Below are 16738 nucleotides of genomic sequence, written 5' to 3'. Positions count from 1 at the left end.
TTAAGCGGAAAAAGAAAATCCCTCGTGTCCCGGCACCTCAGGCACCCGCCGCGTGCCCGGTTTTCCGGGACGCGCAACGGCTGGCGAGAGAGCCGGGATCAGGAGGGGAAAAAGAAAAAAGGGCAACGACCGTCTTATTTCTTTTTGCTGCCCTGGTAGCCCGCATATTTCTTCTTGAACTTCTCAATCCGCCCGGCGGTATCGATCAGTTTCTGCTTGCCCGTGAAGAAGGGATGGCAGGCGGAACAGATTTCGACCCGTACCTCGCTCAGCACGGAACCGAGTTCGAACTCGTTGCCGCAGGCGCAGACGGCGGTCACTTTATGATAGGTGGGATGGGTATCCGATTTCATGGCACACACTCCTTGGGCAAAAATGGTCTCGATGCAGAATAATCAAAAAGCGGGAATATATCTTTTTTCGTCACTTCTTCAAAGAAAAAACAGGCGCTACCGGTTCATGGAAGCGAAAAACTCCTGATTGGTCTTGGTCTGGCTCATTTTATCGAGGAGAAATTCCATGGCGTCGGCGGGGTTCATCGAAGAGAGCAGCTTGCGCAGAATCCAGATACGGTTGAGTTCCTCGGGCGGCAGGAGCAGGTCCTCCTTGCGGGTCCCCGACTTTTGGATGTCGATGGCGGGATAGATGCGCCGGTTGGCCATCTTGCGGTCGAGCACGATCTCCATGTTGCCGGTGCCCTTGAACTCCTCGAAGATGACCTCGTCCATGCGGCTGCCGGTATCGATCAGGGCCGTGGCCAGGATGGTCAGGCTGCCGCCCTCCTCGACATTGCGGGCGGCCCCGAAAAACCGTTTCGGCCGGTGCAGGGCATTGGCTTCGACACCGCCGGACAGAATCTTGCCCGAGGCCGGGGTGACCGTGTTGTAGGCCCTGGCCAGGCGGGTGATGGAGTCGAGGAGGATGACCACGTCCTTCTTGTGCTCCACTAGGCGCTGCGCCTTCTGGATCACCATCTCCGCCACCTGGATGTGGCGCTGCGGCGGTTCGTCGAAGGTGGAACTGACCACCTCGGCGGCGACGCTGCGCTTCATGTCGGTGACCTCTTCCGGCCGCTCGTCGATGAGCAGGACAATGAGGATGATCTCCTTGTGGTTGGCGACGATCGAGTTGGCGATCTTCTGCATCAGCACCGTCTTGCCGGTCCGGGGCGGCGCCACGATCAGCCCGCGCTGCCCCTTGCCGAGCGGGGCGGTGATGTTGAGCACCCGCATGGACAGGTTGTCCGGCGTGGTTTCCAGATCGATCAACTGCTCCGGGTGCAGGGGGGTCAGGTTGATGAAGGCGGTCTTGTTCTTCGCCGCCTCCGGCAACTCATAGTTGATGGTGTCGACCTTGAGCAGGGCGAAATAGCGCTCGTTGTCCTTGGGCGCCCGCACCTCGCCTTCCACGGTGTCGCCGGTGCGCAGGTTGAGGCGGCGGATCTGCGAGGGCGAGACATAGATATCGTCCGGACCGGGCAGGTAGTTGTAGTCCGGCGCGCGCAGGAAACCGAATCCATCCTGCAGGATCTCCAGGACACCGCTGCCCCGCAACTTGCCGTCCTCATCGGCCTGCTCCTTGAGGATGGCGAAGATCAGTTCCTGCTTGGTCATGTTACTGTAGCCCTCGATATTGAGAGACGCGGCAAGACTGACCAAATCTTTTATTTTCTTGTTCTTGAGCTCAGTGGGATTCATGGACCGGTTGTTCCTCCAAGGTGGTCAACACGATAAACCGCCGAAGGGTATCATCTGTCATTATGGGATAGTGTAATAGGGAATTAAGCAGCGGCAAAGGGAACTTGCCTTCTTGTTCTCTGTGTGGGCCAGGGTACCGAGGTTGACTGGATGGGAAAGGCGGGACAGACCTTGCGACAAACAGGTATCCAGTTGATGCACCTGCATCGGGCAGCGCATCGGGCGCGATTCAAGGAATCGAGTATATTTTTCAGCGTGAAATAGCAGAGCAAAAAAGCGACAGACGCTATACCGGTCTGCTGAGAGTTCCTGTTAGATATTTGTTTCCCGGTCCGCTGTCAAGATTTTTCTTGGCAAAATCAGCCCCAAAACCGTTGCGACAGCTCATTTCCCAGGGAAACGACCCGGTCACGGCTCTCTATCCACCGGCCGCTGTTGTCGATCATCAACTCGGCGCGCGCGGCTTTTTCCTCAAGGCTCATCTGCGCGGCGATGGCCTGCGCCGCTTCCCGCCGCGTCACGCCGTCGCGCTGCATGATCCGGCAGCAGCGGGCGCCGCGCCGGGCATAGACCACCAGCACCTCGTCGACCTCGTCCCGCCAGCCGGCCTCGTACAGGAGGGGAATCTCGGCCAGGACCAACCGGACATGCTGACGGCCGACCTCTGTCCGGAGCGCCTCGCGCGCCAGGGGGTGGAGAAGGCAGTCGACCTGCCGGCGGATGCCGGCGTCCCCGAAGATGTGCCGCCGGAGCGCCACCCGGTCCACCGAACCGTCGCGCTGGAAGAACGTCCGGCCAAAGACCGACCGCAGCGCGTGCCAGCCCGGCTGGTCAAGATCGAGCAGCCGCCGGCAACACTGATCGATATCGATGAGCGGCACCAGGCAGTAGCTGGCCAGCAGGCGTCCCACGCAACTTTTTCCCGAGCCGATGCCGCCGGTGATGCCGAGGAGAAAGGGAGTCATGTGCCGGCCTCGCGGAGTGCGGTCAACACGGCTTGCATGTCCTCGGCCAGCGGAGCCGTGCAGCAGAACGCCTCGCCGGTGACTGGATGCCGGAACCGCAGGGTGCTGGCGTGCAGCATCTGGCGGCGCGGCCTGATGGCGGCGCGGCGGTCCACCGCCCCTCCGTAGAGCGTGTCGCCGGCAACCGGCGCCTTGATCGAGGCCATGTGGACCCGGATCTGATGGGTCCGGCCGGTCTCGATCCCGATCTCCGCCCAACACCAGCCGTTGGCGAACCGTTCGAGCACCCGCCAGTTGGTGGCGGCGTATTTCCCGTGCACGGGCCGGACAGCCATCTTTTTGCGGTCGACCGGGTGCCGGCCGATGGGGGCCACCACCCTGCCCTCGTTTTCCTTGGGGCAGCGCACCAGCAGGGCATGATAGGTCTTGCGGATCCTGCGGTCCTTGAAATCGGCCATCAGCGAGCGCAAAGCGATCTCCGTCTTCGCCACCAGCATCACCCCCGAGGTGTCCTTGTCCAGCCGATGCACGATGCCCGGCCGGCCGGCATCCGCTGCGGGCAACTCCCTGCACAGATGGAGCAGGCCGTGCACCAGGGTGCCGCTGCGGTGGCCGCCGGCGGGATGCACCACCAGTCCGGGCGGCTTGCTGATGACGAGGAGATGAGCGTCCTCATACAGTACCGTGAAATCGATCTGTTCCGGCGTGAGTTCGGGCAGTGACGGTGGCGGCAGAACGACGGTGACGGTTTCGTTCGTCCGCAGACGATGGCCGGCTTTGACCCGGCGACCGTCGACCAGCACATGGGACGTGCCGATCAGCTTGTTGAGTGCGGAACGGGTGTATTCCGGATAGGTGCCGGTTAAAAAATGATCGAGCCGCTGACCGGCATCGGCAGGGGTGGTGACAAAAACGGCCGCTGAAGCGGCCGGATCGCCGCCGTCCGGCGCCGGCGCTCCGTTCTTCTCAGGGCCGGTCATGGGAGGCGCGTGACGAAAAACGTCAGCAAAAGAGTTTCTCGATCTGTTGTTCTATGTTCGCTTCTTCCGTCTGCTTGGCGAGCGACAGCTCCTTGACCAGCAGATTCTTGGCGGTATCCAGCATCTTCCGTTCGCCGTAGGAAAGGTCCTTGTCCTCCTTCAGCAGGAAAAGATCCCGCAGCACCACGGCCACCTCAAATACCGAGCCGGTCTTGATCTTCTCCATGTACTCGCGATACCGGCGATTCCAGGTCTGGGCCGTGATCTTGACATCGCGCTCCTTCAGAATGTCGATGACCTTGGGCACGTCGTCCCGGGAGATGATCGCCCGCAGGCCGAACTTGGCACTGGTGGCGATCGGGATCATGATCGTCATATCGTTGTCCAGAATCTTCAGCACGTAAAACCGCTGGTCAACCCCGCCAATGGTTTGTGTTTCTATGGCCTCGATGAGCCCGACGCCGTGGGCTGGATAGACAGCCATGTCACCTTCTGCAAACACATGCTCCTCCAAAAACTAGAGAGACCTGCGCCGGCCGGCAAATGCTGCTGAGCGCATTCTTAAAATACTATACTACCATATTTTTTCATTTTTGGCAAAGGTTGTCTCTGTTTGACGGAGGAATGATGCGCGGTCAAAAGGGACACGGTCAAAAAGGAGACGGCGGGTGCCGTCCGCAAAGGCACGACACGGGAAGGCGGAAAAGTCTCCGCCCCTCGTCACCGCCTGTTGATCCGGTTCATACAGGTGTCGATTCCCTCGCGGACAAACAGTTCGATCGCCTCGACGATCACAGATTGGCGCTGGTCGAATAGGGCGCGTTCGTCGTCGCTCATGCGCGACAGGACAAACTGGTCGACCGGCTGGCCTCCACCTTTGGGATTCACCTGAGGGCGGCCGATACCGATTTTCATCCGGGCGAATTCCTGGGTGCCGAGGTGCCGGATGATGGAGCGGATACCGTTATGACCGCCGGCGCCGCCCCGGGCCACCAGTTTGATCCGGCCGGGCGCGAGGTCGATATCGTCATGCAGCACGAGAAGGTGTTCCGGGGGGATCTTGAAGTAATCGAGAAAAGAGCGGATGCACTCGCCGGAGCGGTTCATGTAGGTTTGCGGCTTCACCAGAAAAATCTGGGTGCCCGCCAGCCGCCCCTGGCAGTAGAGCCCCTGCATTTTCAGAGAATCGATCCGCCAGCCGTGGCTGTCGGCCAAGTGATCGATGCACAAAAAACCGATGTTATGCCGCGTCAGATGGTATTCCCGGCCCGGATTGCCGAGGCCCGCAAGTAAAAATCGCCGATCCGCCATGGCAACATACAGGAAACAATAAAAAAACGAGCCGAAAGAATCCTTCGGCTCGTCGGTGACACAAACAACAGCCAGTTGCTGTCAAAAAAGCAAAAGCGTTATTGAACAGCCACGCAGGTCACGCCGGGCTTTTCCAGCATTTCGACATTGGCCGGGAGGGGCAGATCGCCAAAGGTCAGACCAGGGCCGCCCTGCTCCAGCGGGGTGATGTCGACACGGATGACATCAGGGATATCGAGCGGACAGCCGCGCAGATGCACCACATTTTTGTACACGTGCAGTTCGCCACCCAGATCGACGCCCTTGGCGGTGCCGACATACTCGATCGGCACGATAAACTTGCCGGTTTTCTGCAGATCGATCTCGAGAAAATCGACGTGGAGCAGATGGCCGGTGGTGGGATCCTTCTGGATTTCCTGGACCAGCACGTGCCGCTCATCGACGTTATCGCCTTCCACTTTGAGCGTGATCACCGCATTGCGGCCATGGATGAAAAGAAGATTCTTGTACAGTTTCGGCGTTTCGAATTGAAGAGAAACCGGAGGAGTGCCACCGCTGTAAAGGTTGGCGGGTGTGATCTCGCTCATCCGCAACTGCCGCATCGGGCCCTTGCCAAAAACCGTGCGCACCTTGGAATCCATACGTACCTGTAACATGCAAACCTCCCCTTTTCTCCGGGACTCAACCAACTCGTTAGTAGAAATCGAATTCAAACAAATAAATAACTGACGGAATCCTCATTGTGGATTCTGCGGATTGCCTCGCCCAGCAATGGCCCCACGGACAAGACGGTGATTTTGTCGCACTGCCCGGCCTCTTCCTTGAGCGGGATGGAATTGGTCACCAACAGGGATTTCAGGCAGGATTTGGCGATCCGCTCGACCGCCGGGCCGGAAAGCACCGCGTGGGAGCAGCAGGCGTGCACTTCCCTGGCCCCCACCTCCTTCAGGATCTCCGCCCCGCCGCACAGCGTGCCGGCGGTGTCCACCATGTCGTCAAGCAGGATGGCCGTCTTGCCGGCCACGTCGCCGATGACGTGCATGGCCTCGCATTCGTTGGCCCGCTCCCGGCGCTTGTCGATGATGGCCAGCCCGGCGTTGAGCCGCTTGGCAAAGGCACGGGTCCGCTCCACGCCGCCGGCATCCGGCGACACCATCACCACATCGGAGAAACTGTCGCGGATGTATTTGAGGATGATGGGCGCCGCGTAAAGATGATCGACCGGGATGTTGAAAAAACCCTGAATCTGGCCGGCATGCAGATCCATGCACAGCACCCTGCGGGTTCCGACCACCATGAGCATCTCTGCGACCGCCTTGGCGGTGATCGGCACCCGGGGCCGCACCTTGCGGTCCTGGCGGGCATAGCCGTAATAGGGCATGACCGCGGTGATCCTGCGGGCCGACGCGCGGCGCAGGGCATCGATCATGATCAGCAACTCCATGAGGTGATCATTGACCGGGGTGCAGGTGGGCTGAACAACAAAGACGTCGGCGCCGCGGACATTTTCGCCGATCTCGACGGAAATCTCGCCGTCGGAAAACTGTTTGACCTCGGCCGCCCCGAGGGGAACGCCTAGATAGTCACAGATTTCCTGGGCGATGGCCGGGTTGGCGTTGCCGGTAAAAATCTTCATCTTGTTGAGCATGGTCTATTTTTAACCGTTTTCGAAGGAAATGGCTGGGGCGGGAGGATTCGAACCCCCGAATGCAAGGATCAAAACCTTGTGTCTTACCGCTTGACGACACCCCAGCCCATTGCCTGGTGAACGAAACGGGCCGTGTATTCACTTCTCTTCAACCGGAGCAACCAGATAGGTGTCGGGAAACCGGGGCATGCACGCAACACGGCAGGCTTCCGCCTTCCCATGGTCGTCGAAAAGGCCGAACACCGTGGGCCCGGAACCGGACATCACCGCCCTGACCGCGCCGCACCGGAGCAACTCGTCCTTGAGCCGGTCAATGACCGGATACCGGGTTCTGGTCACTGTCTCAAGGTCATTGACCAGAACCGTGTCCGGCCCCATCACGGCGTCAGAATCGCCAAAAACCGCCTCCTCGACGACACCTTCTTGAAAATTGGCAAGGTTACTTGCATCTTCTTTTTTTGTCAATGCAAAAGTCTGATACACCCAGCGGGTGGAGACGGGAAATCCCGGATTCACCAGCAGGATCGAGTATCCCCGCAACGAGGCTACCGGCCGCAGCAGTTCGCCGACTCCAGTGGCAAAAGCCGCCGGGGTGTCGGCGAGAAAAAACGGCACATCCGCCCCCAACCGCAGGCCCAGCACGGCCAGCTCATCGGGCGTCAAGGCGCAATCGAACAACTCGCTCATCGCCAGGAGGGTCGCGGCGGCATCGCTGCTACCGCCTCCCAGACCGGCGGCCACCGGTATTCTTTTGGTCAGGTGGATGGCGATCCCGGCTGCCGGAACACCTCTGCGCCCCTGGGTGGCCTGCAAAAAAAGTTCGGCCGCCCGGTACACGAGATTGGTCCGATCGTCGGGGATGCCGGCACCTGCGCAGTGAAAATGAATGCCTTCCGAGCAGACGGCCAACTCGAGGGTATCGTAGAGGGCCACCTTCTGCATCCAGGTGGCGAGCAGGTGATAGCCGTCGGGGCGTCGGCCGGTCACCCGGAGGGACAGATTGATCTTCGCCGGCGCCTGGACGGTCAGCGCCCGCTGCACGGCGGCCAACGAGCCCTCAGACCAGCTTGACAAACCGCATCTTCAATTCGTAGAGAATGCGGGTCAGCAGTTCGTTCTCTTCGTAATCGAGATTGCCCTTGGTCTTTTCGGCGAGCAGGATCAGGGTGTCGATGGTGTGCTTGGCCAATTCGCGGTCGACCAGCCGCTGCCCCGTTTCCGGATGCGGCAGTTCGCCCATGTGGTAGAGCGCCGATGTGTTCAGCGAGAGAATAAAGGAGGCAAAGGTAACTTCAGGCATGACGCACCTGCCGGACGCATCCCTGACCCGTCCCTCCGGACATTCGCCGCATTGGGCAAGATTTTCACTCATGGCAGTTCACTCATTCTTCCAATTCCCTTCTAATGCACGACGCCGAACAATGGACAGCCCGACAGACAGCCGTAGCCCGTTGCACCGGGGCGCGCGCCCTCTGTCGGAACAAGGGCGGGCATCGCGGCAAGGCGCCGGTCCGGGGCGCCAATTGCCGGAATATACCGGTATTCCAATCGGGCCACAATGGGAAAGTACAGCGTTTGCCACCCCTCTTACGCCCGTCGGCGGACATGATCGGCGCCGGCATTCAGCTTCCCCTTGAAGTGATACCGCCAAGACGCTATATAATTTGGGTTTGCCACGCCGAAACCGGCGGGCAACACATCAAGCGTCAATGAAGGAGTGGTCCATGGAAGAAGTCCGCGTTCGCTTTCCCCCCAGCCCCACCGGCTACCTGCACATCGGGGGGGCCAGAACGGCCCTGTTCAACTGGCTTTTTGCCAAAAAACACAACGGCAAGCTGATCCTGCGCATCGAAGACACCGACGAGGAGCGCTCCACCCAGGCCTCCATCGACGGCATCATCGACGGCTTGCAGTGGCTGGGCATCGACTGGGACGAAGGCCCCTACTTCCAGACCGACTTCGCCGCCGACCATACCGCCGCCGCCAACCGGCTGCTCGCCTCGGGCCACGCCTACAAATGCTTCTGCACCAAGGAGGAGCTGGAGAAAAAACGCGAGACCGCCCTGGCCGAGAAGAAAGCCGAGGTCGGCTACGACGGCACCTGCCGCCATCTCACCGCCGAGCAGGTCCGGGCAAAGGAAGCCCAGGGCATTCCGGCCACCATCCGCTTCAAGGTGCCAAAACGGCCGGGAACCCTCTTTTACGACGACGAGGTCCTGGGCCGGATCGAGCGGGCCTACAGCGAAATCGAGGATTTCGTCATCGTCCGCTCCAACGGCAAGGCGCTCTATCTGCTGTGCAACGTGGTCGACGATATCCGCGACCGCATCACCCACGTCATCCGCGGCCAGGACCACATGACCAACACCACCCGCCAGGTCCTGCTCTACGAGGCCCTGGGCGCCAAGCTGCCGGTGTTCGCCCATATGCCGCTCACCCTGGATCTGCAGAAACGCAAAATTTCCAAGCGCAGCCACGGCGAGGTGGTGGCGGTCCAGTTCTACCGCGACATGGGCTTCATCCCCTGGGCCCTGTGCAATTTCCTCTGCCTGCTGGGCTGGAATCCGGGCAACGACCGGGAATTCTTCTCCCGCGAGGAGCTGATCGAGGCCTTCAGCCTTTCCCGGATCAGCCGGGTCAACTCGGTGTTCAACTTCAAGCCAGGCGACGCCAAGTTCTTCACCGATCCCAAGCTGATCGCCATCAACGAACACTATCTGCGTACCATGGATCTGGCCGAGCTGGGCGATCTGGTCCGCAAGGAACTGGAGGCGGAGCACCTCTGGGATCCCGCCTATGCGACCAGCCGCCGCGACTGGTATCTGGCCACCCTGAATCTCATCCGCGACCGCTTTCACACCCTCAAGGATTTCGTCACCGCCGGCCGCGCCTATTTTTCGGACCAGTACCCCATCGATCCCAAACCGTTGGCGAAAAACGTGCTCAAGCAGCCGGAGCTGGCCGTCTGGCTGCCGCAACTGGCCGGACGCTACGAGGCGCTCGCCGAATTCGACGCCGAGGCGACCGAACGGGTCTGCCGGGAATTGGCCGAGGAGTTGGCGGTGAAGCCGGGCGTGCTGATCAACGGCATGCGCACCGTGCTCACCGGACAGTTGGCCGGACCCTCGATGTTTGATATCATCACCACACTGGGCAGGGAAAAAGTCGTGGCGCGGCTGCGCCGCATCGACCACCTGTACGCCGCCGCCTAACGTCTGCCACGGAGCATGCGATCATGACCACCGACAAAGAACCCGCCGCCAAGCCGCTCGACTTCATCCGCCAGATCATCGCCGACGATCTGGCCTCCGGCAAGCACCGGACCACGGTCACCCGTTTTCCGCCCGAGCCCAACGGCTTTCTGCACATCGGCCATGCCAAGTCGATTTGCCTCAATTTCGGCATCGCGGTGGAAAACAACTCCGTCTGCCACCTCCGCTTCGACGACACCAATCCGGGCAAGGAATCCACCGAGTACGTCGAGTCGATCCAGCGGGATGTGCGCTGGCTGGGCTTCGACTGGGGGCCGCATCTCTATTACGCCTCCGACTACTTCGATCAGATCTACGACTTCGCCGTCCAGTTGATCACCCTGGGCAAGGCCTATGTCTGCCACTTGACCGGTGACGAGATCCGGGAATACCGCGGCACCCTGACCGAACCGGGGCGAGAGAGCCCGTACCGCAACCGGCCGGTCGAGGAAAACCTCGATCTGTTCACGCGTATGCGTAACGGCGAATTCGACGAGGGCACCTGCGTGCTCCGGGCCAAAATCGACATGGCCTCGCCCAACATCGTCATGCGCGACCCGGTGCTCTACCGCATCCTCAAATCGAGCCACCACCGCACCGGCGACAAGTGGTGCATCTACCCGATGTACGACTTCACCCACTGCCTCTCCGACATGCTGGAGCAGATCACCCACTCGCTGTGCACGCTCGAATTCGAGAACAACCGCGCCCTCTACGACTGGGTGCTCGACACCCTGCATACCCCCAACCACCCGCGCCAGATCGAGTTCGCCCGGCTCAACGTCAACTACACGGTGACCAGCAAGCGCAAGCTGCTGCAACTGGTGAACGAGGGGCACGTGTCCGGCTGGGACGATCCCCGCATGCTCACCATTTCCGGCCTGCGCCGCCGGGGCTACACCCCGGCCGCCATCCGCAGCTTCTGCGCCACCGTCGGCATCGGCCGCCGCGAATCCTGGATCGACATGGGCGTGCTGGAAAACGCCGCCCGCGACGACCTCAACCTGCACGCCCGCCGGGTCTTCGGCGTGCTCGATCCGCTCAGGATCGTGCTCACCAACTACCCGGAAGGCCAGACCGAGGAGATGGTCGCCCAGAACCACCCGCAGAATCCGGCCCTAGGCGAGCGGACTCTGCCCTTTTCCCGCGAACTCTACATCGAACGGTCGGATTTCATGGAGGATGCGCCGAAAAAATTCTTCCGCCTCAGCGTGGGCCGGGAAGTGCGCCTGCGCTACGCCTACCTGATCACCTGCCAGGAGGTGGCCAAGGATGCGCAGGGGCGGATCGTGGAGCTGCGCTGCACCTACGATCCGGCCACCAGGGGCGGCTCGGCGCCCGACGGCCGCAAGGTCAAGGGCACCATCCACTGGGTCTCCGCGCCCCATGCCCTCAAGGCCGAGGTGCGGCTCTACGACCGGTTGTTCACCGCTGAATACCCGGACGCCGACAAGGAACGGAGCTTCAAGGAATTTCTCAACCCGGCCTCGCTCACCGTCCTCACCGACTGCATGCTCGAACCGGGGTTGGCCCAGGCCGGTCCGGACGACCGCTTCCAGTTCGAGCGCCAAGGCTATTTCTGCCTCGACACGGCGACAAGCGCTCCGGGCAAACCGGTATTCAACCGGATCGTCACCCTGCGCGACAGCTGGGCCAAACAGAGCGAGGCCGAGTAAGCGACCATGACGATCGTCAACCTGCGAACAATGGCCATCAATCAGAGCGGCACCATCGTCGCCGTCAAGGTGGGCGGCGAACTGGGCCGCCGTATCCGCGAAATGGGCCTGGTGCCGGGGACCGAAATCACCATCAAGCAGCGGGCCCCCCTGAACGACCCGGTGGCGCTCAGGGTCATGGGCGGCACCCTGACCCTGCGCAACAACGAGGCCGATTACATCGAGGTGGAGGTCGCCTCCTGACCCGCTGACCGCCTGCCGGCAGACGGGGCGCCTCCGCTTCACCACGATGACTGCCGACCGCTCCCCCGGCCTTCCTGCCGTCTGCCGGCGACGCCCTCCCCTTTCTCCTGCCGGTTCCGAAAAAAAGCGCGTACCTCCCGTTCTTTCCCTGGCAAAGCTATTGACAGCAATGATTGTTTGGAGTACCTAACACAAACATTAGCTGTCCTACAGCAGAGGTGGTACGAAATGTCGCCACAGAACACGCTGTGGGAGCCCTTTGTGGTCCTGATCGATTTTCACCGATGCCCGGCACGCGCATGGATCAATCCGAAATCTTCTGCCATTTCTTCAGCGATATCCAAGCTCTGTGCCGGCGACGCCGGCAATGCGGGAAACGGACGGACCAAACCGCCACCCCCCTGTCCGAATCGTGCTGCCACAGCCGCATGCGGGTGTGCGCCGTCACCGGCGACCGCCAGACCTGTGCCCGCATGGCCGCCCTGGGCGTTCTGCCCGGCTCCGAACTGGAACTGCTCTGCAAGGGCGGCGGCCGGCATTGCATGATCAAGGTCAACGGTGGCACCATCAGCCTGGACGAGTCGGCCGCTGCCGCGGTCCTGGTCGCACCGGCCTGACCATCCCGTTTCCGCCGGGGACGGTCCGGGGGCACCGCAGCCACCCGGATATCTCTGCGTCCACATTTTTTTCTTTTCGGAGCACGAACCATGCAACACTTCCTGGTTGTCCTTGCCGTGGCGATCGCAGCCTTGTTCATCGGCCGGCGGCTGTGGCGCTTTTGGCGCAATGCCGGCACCTCCTGCGGATGCGGCTGTTCCGGCTGCGACGGTGCGGCCCGCCCTCCGGCGGCAAAAAAATCCCTCCCCATGCACAAGCCGTGAGCAGCGCCACCGAAGCGGACGACAACACCGCACCAGCGCCGATCTGACCATCCCTTTTCTCGTCTGAACCCCAACCGACGATCCCTTGTCCGCACGCATTATGGAACCTGTCCTCACCATCGCCCTGGCCGGCAACCCCAACGCCGGCAAAACCACTCTGTTCAACCATCTCACCGGCGCCCGCCAGCACGTGGGCAACTATCCCGGCATCACGGTCGAGCAGAAGGAAGGCTGCTGCCTGCACCAGGGCCGGGGGGTACGCGTCGTCGACCTGCCGGGCACCTACTCCCTCACCGCCTACTCGGTGGAGGAACTGGTGGCCCGCGACTTCCTCGTCAACGAACAGCCCGATGTGGTGGTGGATGTGGTCGACGCCTCCAACCTGGAGCGCAACCTCTATCTCAGCTGCCAGTTCCTGGAACTGGGCGTACCGCTGGTGATTGCCCTCAACATGATCGACGTGGCCGAAAAACGCGGCGTGACCATCGATGCCGAGGCGTTGAGCAGCCGCCTCGGCGTGCCGGTGGTGCCGATCATCGCCCGGTCCGGCAAGGGCGTCGACCGGCTGCTCGACGCCGTGCTGGCGACCGCCGCCAGCGCCCGGCCGCATCCCGTCTTTCTGCGCTACGGTTCGGACATCGACCAGGCCCTGACCGACATGACGGACGACATCGCGGCCTGCACCGAACTGACCGCGGTCTATCCCCAGCGCTGGCTCGGGGTCAAGCTGCTGGAAAACGACGAGCAGATCGTGCGCAAGACCCTTGAAGCTCATCCGGAGGCCGGAAAGAAGCTGATTGCCCGCTGCGAGAGCGTGGGCCAGCACCTTCAGCACACCCTCGGCGTCTACCCGGAGGCGGTGATCGCCGACCATCGCTACGGGTATATCAAGTCGATCATCCACCAGGGGGTGGTGCACCGCAAATTCGTCGCCGACCGGCTCTACGCCTCGGACAAGATCGACAAGGTCGTCACCCACCGCATCCTCGGTCCGCTGATCATGGCCGGCGTCCTTTACTGCCTCTACACCTTCACCTTCAGCTACAGCTCGGTGCCGGTCGAATGGCTGGAGAAATTCTTCGCCCTGCTCAGCACAGGCGTCGACACCCTGCTTCCCGACGGTCCCTTCAAATCGATGCTCATTTCGGGCGTGATCGACGGGGTCGGCGGGGTGCTCGGTTTCGTGCCGATCATCATGTTCATGTTCTTCGGCATCGCCCTGCTCGAAGACTCCGGCTACCTGGCCCGGGTCGCCTTCATGATGGACCGCATCTTCCACTTCTTCGGCCTGCACGGCTCCTCGGTGATGCCGTTCATCATTTCCGGCGGCATTGCCGGCGGCTGCGCCGTGCCCGGCGTCATGGCCGCCCGCACCCTGCGTTCCCCCAAGGAGCGGCTGGCCACACTCCTGACCGTGCCTTTCATGAACTGCGGCGCCAAGCTGCCGGTCCTCACCCTGCTGATCGGCGCCTTTTTCTCGGCCCACCAGGCCCGCTACATGTTTCTCTCCACCCTGGCCGCCTGGCTCATCGCCCTGTGCGTCGCCAAGCTCCTGCGGCTGACCCTGCTCAAGGGCGCCTCCACCCCCTTTGTCATGGAACTGCCGCCCTACCGTTTCCCGACCCTGAAGGGCTTGTTCATCCACACCTGGGAACGCACCTGGCAGTACATCAAAAAGGCGGGCACGGTTATTCTCGGCATTTCCATTCTGATCTGGGCGATGATGACTTACCCGGAGTTGCCGGAGGCGCGAGTGGCCCATTACGACAGCCTGCGGCAGGAGGCGCGGCAGACTCTGGCCGTGGATACGGAGGGATTGGCGGCGGCGCTGGCGAAAATCGACACCGATAAGGCCCAGGACGGTCTGCGGCACTCCATCGGCGGCCGGATCGGCCTGGCTCTGGAAGGGGTCAGCCGCTATGCCGGCATCGACTGGCGCACCAATATCGCCCTAGTCGGCGGCTTTGCCGCCAAGGAAGTGATCGTCTCGACCCTGGGCACCGCCTATTCGCTGGGCGAGGTCGACCCGGAGGAAACCACCTCGCTCCAGGAACGGCTGGACAAGGACCCCAACTGGAATCCGGTGGTGGCCCTGGCGGTGCTGGCGTTCATCATGTTTTACTCGCCCTGCTTCGTCACCGTGGTCTGCATCGCCAGGGAATCCGGTTCCTGGAAATGGGCGGCCTTTTCCATGCTGTTCAACACCGTCTTCGCCTTCATCCTGGCGGTGGCGATCTACCAGATCGGCATCCTGCTGTATCCCCGCTAAAAGACCGCTCTGCCCGTTACGCCTTGTAGTCCTTGAACCGGCGCAGAACCTCGGCCATTTCCGCCGCCGGCAAAACCGGCGGCTCGGCCACGGCCAGGGCCTGGAGATAGATCCGCGCCAGGGTTTCCACCTCAATGGCCAGGGCCAGGACACGGTCGAGGTCCGCGGCATGGCAGATCATGCCGTGATGGGCCAGGAGGGCGGCGGACCGGTCGCGCAGCGCCGCGATCGCCGCATCGGACAGGGCCTGGGTGCCGAAGGTGGCATAGGGGGCGCAGCGGATCGAATCGCCGCCGGCCATGGCCACCATGTAGTGAAAGGCGGGGATGGACCGCTCCAGGCAGGCCAGGGTTGTGCAATAGGGGCTGTGGGCGTGCAGGATGGCGCCGGCCTGAGGATAGGTGCGGTAGATGTCGGCGTGCATCCGCCATTCGGACGAGGGCTTGCGCCGTCCCCGCGCCTGCCCGGCCAGGTCCAGCCACACCATGTCGTCGGCACCGCATCGGTCGTAGGGCAGGGCCGAGGGCGTGATCCAGAACCCGCCGCCGTCGCGCACGCTGACATTGCCCGCGGAGCCCTGGTTCAAGCCCTGGCTGTTCATGGCCCGGGCCGTGGCCAGCACCGACTCCGACGCGGATTGCCCGCTCATTGCCCCTGCTCCGGATAGAGGCCACGGAGTCCCTCGCGGCTGGCCGGACAGATGCCCCGCTCGGTGATCAATCCGGTCACCAGCCGGGCCGGGGTGACATCGAAGGCCGGATTGACCGCCGGCGTGGCAGCCGGGGCAATGGCCACGATGCGCAGCGTGCCGCTGTCGTCCTCGCCCTGCACGCGCAAGACCTCCTCCGTCCCCCGCTCCTCGATGGGAATCTCCATCACGCCGTCGTCCACGGTCCAGTCCACGGTCGAGCCCGGCAGGGCCACGTAAAAGGGCACGCCGTTGTCCCGGGCGGCCAGAGCCTTCAGATAGGTGCCGATCTTGTTGCAGACGTCGCCGCTGGCCGTGGTCCGGTCGGTGCCGACGATGCACAGATCGACGCGGCCGTGCTGCATGAGATGGCCGCCGGCATTGTCGACCAGCAGATGATGGGGGATGCCCGCCGCCACCAGCTCCCAGGCGGTCAGGCTGGCGCCCTGGTTGCGGGGCCGGGTCTCGTCCACCCAGACATGGATCGGGATGCCCGCCGCCGCAGCGGCATAGACCGGGGCGAGCGCCGTGCCCCAGTCGACCGTGGCCAGCCAGCCGGCATTGCAATGGGTGAGGATGTTGACTGCCTCACCCGCCTTCTTCCGCTGCCACAATTCCCTGATCAGGGAGAGGCCATGGCGGCCGATGGCCTCGTTGGTGGCCACGTCCTCTTCGCAGATCCGCCCGGCTTCGCGGTAGGCCGCGGCCAGCCGCCGTTCTTCGGACAGGGGCAGGAGACAGCGCAGCATCCGTTCCACCGCCCAGCGTAAATTGACGGCCGTGGGCCGGCAGGCGATCAGTTGGCGGGCCATCTCTTCCAGGGCCTGCGAACCGGTGGCCTGCCGCAATCCCAGGCACAGGCCGTAGGCGGCGGTGGCCCCGATCAGCGGCGCGCCCCGCACCAGCATCCGGCTGATCGCGCTCGTAGCCTCCTCCAGCCGTTCCAGCCGCACCACCTCAAAACGAAAAGGCAGCCGGGTCTGGTCGATGATCTCCACCCCCACGCCGTCCGCCGCCAGCCAAATTGAACGATACGCCTGCCCGTTGACCTGCACTGTTCACCTCGTCGCTGTCCGGAGTCCCGGCGGCGCGATGCCGCCACCGGAACCTGCCCGATGTTGGTCGTGAT

At 62.5% G+C, this 16738-nt stretch carries 18 protein-coding genes and 1 tRNA gene; 6 read left to right on the top strand and 13 right to left on the bottom strand.

The genetic code is table 11. The features are described 5' to 3' along the window. Nucleotides 1-134 precede the first annotated feature (134 nt). The 11 genes from rpmE to Q362_RS0108415 all read right to left on the bottom strand — a co-directional run bounded on the left by rpmE (nucleotide 135) and on the right by Q362_RS0108415 (nucleotide 7973). A complete protein-coding gene (gene rpmE, locus Q362_RS0108465; RefSeq protein ID WP_028318326.1) occupies nucleotides 135-353 on the bottom strand; it encodes a 50S ribosomal protein L31 in 219 nt (72 codons plus the stop codon). Between the two features lie 96 nt (nucleotides 354-449). Further along, complete coding sequence (rho, locus tag Q362_RS0108460) at nucleotides 450-1697, bottom strand: transcription termination factor Rho (RefSeq protein ID WP_028318325.1); 1248 nt, start codon at nucleotides 1695-1697, stop codon at nucleotides 450-452. A 359-nt stretch (nucleotides 1698-2056) separates the two neighbouring features. Beyond that, the gene (coaE, locus tag Q362_RS0108455; protein ID WP_028318324.1) at nucleotides 2057-2662 is read right to left on the bottom strand and encodes a dephospho-CoA kinase; all 606 of its coding nucleotides are present in this window, start codon (nucleotides 2660-2662) and stop codon (nucleotides 2057-2059) included. After that, entirely contained in the window at nucleotides 2659-3642 is a 984-nt protein-coding gene (locus Q362_RS19840; RefSeq protein WP_051553933.1) for an RluA family pseudouridine synthase, read from the bottom strand. The genes coaE and Q362_RS19840 overlap by 4 nt, the downstream gene beginning before the upstream one ends. A 22-nt stretch (nucleotides 3643-3664) precedes the next feature. Then, on the bottom strand, nucleotides 3665-4144 hold the full coding sequence (locus tag Q362_RS0108445) for a CarD family transcriptional regulator (protein ID WP_028318323.1): 480 nt from the start codon (nucleotides 4142-4144) through the stop codon (nucleotides 3665-3667). A 218-nt stretch (nucleotides 4145-4362) separates the two neighbouring features. Beyond that, a complete protein-coding gene (gene pth, locus Q362_RS0108440) occupies nucleotides 4363-4953 on the bottom strand; it encodes an aminoacyl-tRNA hydrolase (RefSeq protein WP_028318322.1) in 591 nt (196 codons plus the stop codon). Between the two features lie 98 nt (nucleotides 4954-5051). Further along, nucleotides 5052-5609 (bottom strand): 50S ribosomal protein L25, encoded by a 558-nt coding sequence (locus tag Q362_RS0108435; protein ID WP_028318321.1) that lies wholly within the window; start codon nucleotides 5607-5609, stop codon nucleotides 5052-5054. A gap of 53 nt (nucleotides 5610-5662) precedes the next feature. After that, complete coding sequence (locus Q362_RS0108430) at nucleotides 5663-6601, bottom strand: ribose-phosphate diphosphokinase (RefSeq protein ID WP_028318320.1); 939 nt, start codon at nucleotides 6599-6601, stop codon at nucleotides 5663-5665. Nucleotides 6602-6630: 29 nt separating this feature from the next. Beyond that, nucleotides 6631-6705: transfer RNA gene (locus Q362_RS0108425), tRNA-Gln, on the bottom strand. A gap of 34 nt (nucleotides 6706-6739) precedes the next feature. Continuing rightward, nucleotides 6740-7642 carry a 4-(cytidine 5'-diphospho)-2-C-methyl-D-erythritol kinase gene (gene ispE / locus Q362_RS0108420; RefSeq protein WP_028318319.1) on the bottom strand — a complete coding sequence of 301 codons (903 nt, stop codon included), beginning with the start codon at nucleotides 7640-7642 and terminating at the stop codon, nucleotides 6740-6742. A 16-nt stretch (nucleotides 7643-7658) separates the two neighbouring features. Next, entirely contained in the window at nucleotides 7659-7973 is a 315-nt protein-coding gene (locus Q362_RS0108415) for a DUF1844 domain-containing protein (protein WP_028318318.1), read from the bottom strand. A 352-nt stretch (nucleotides 7974-8325) separates the two neighbouring features. On the opposite strand from Q362_RS0108415, the gene gltX reads away from it, so the two are divergent. The 6 genes from gltX (at nucleotide 8326) to feoB (ending at nucleotide 14921) form a co-directional block, all read left to right on the top strand. Beyond that, nucleotides 8326-9813, top strand: coding sequence for a glutamate--tRNA ligase (gene gltX, locus Q362_RS0108410; protein WP_028318317.1), 1488 nt, complete (start codon nucleotides 8326-8328; stop codon nucleotides 9811-9813). A 23-nt stretch (nucleotides 9814-9836) separates the two neighbouring features. Beyond that, nucleotides 9837-11528: a glutamine--tRNA ligase/YqeY domain fusion protein gene (locus tag Q362_RS0108405; protein ID WP_028318316.1), complete on the top strand. Its 1692-nt coding sequence runs from the start codon at nucleotides 9837-9839 to the stop codon at nucleotides 11526-11528. 6 nt (nucleotides 11529-11534) lie between these two features. Beyond that, a complete protein-coding gene (locus Q362_RS0108400; RefSeq protein WP_028318315.1) occupies nucleotides 11535-11771 on the top strand; it encodes a FeoA family protein in 237 nt (78 codons plus the stop codon). A gap of 299 nt (nucleotides 11772-12070) precedes the next feature. Further along, nucleotides 12071-12388: a FeoA family protein gene (locus Q362_RS19835; protein WP_051553928.1), complete on the top strand. Its 318-nt coding sequence runs from the start codon at nucleotides 12071-12073 to the stop codon at nucleotides 12386-12388. A gap of 90 nt (nucleotides 12389-12478) precedes the next feature. Then, the gene (locus Q362_RS22805) at nucleotides 12479-12652 is read left to right on the top strand and encodes a FeoB-associated Cys-rich membrane protein (RefSeq protein WP_084312477.1); all 174 of its coding nucleotides are present in this window, start codon (nucleotides 12479-12481) and stop codon (nucleotides 12650-12652) included. A gap of 100 nt (nucleotides 12653-12752) precedes the next feature. Continuing rightward, a complete protein-coding gene (gene feoB / locus Q362_RS0108385) occupies nucleotides 12753-14921 on the top strand; it encodes a ferrous iron transport protein B (protein ID WP_028318314.1) in 2169 nt (722 codons plus the stop codon). A 16-nt stretch (nucleotides 14922-14937) separates the two neighbouring features. On the opposite strand, the gene Q362_RS0108380 is transcribed toward feoB, so the two are convergent. Then, entirely contained in the window at nucleotides 14938-15570 is a 633-nt protein-coding gene (locus Q362_RS0108380) for a class II aldolase/adducin family protein (RefSeq protein ID WP_028318313.1), read from the bottom strand. Then, nucleotides 15567-16664 (bottom strand): S-methyl-5-thioribose-1-phosphate isomerase, encoded by a 1098-nt coding sequence (gene mtnA / locus Q362_RS0108375; protein WP_028318312.1) that lies wholly within the window; start codon nucleotides 16662-16664, stop codon nucleotides 15567-15569. The genes Q362_RS0108380 and mtnA overlap by 4 nt, the downstream gene beginning before the upstream one ends. Between the last annotated feature and the right edge of the window lie 74 nt (nucleotides 16665-16738).

It is taken from the genome of Desulfobulbus elongatus DSM 2908 (genome assembly GCF_000621145.1).
Lineage (GTDB): Bacteria > Desulfobacterota > Desulfobulbia > Desulfobulbales > Desulfobulbaceae > Desulfobulbus > Desulfobulbus elongatus.
This window is presented reverse-complemented; position numbering and strand designations above follow the sequence as displayed.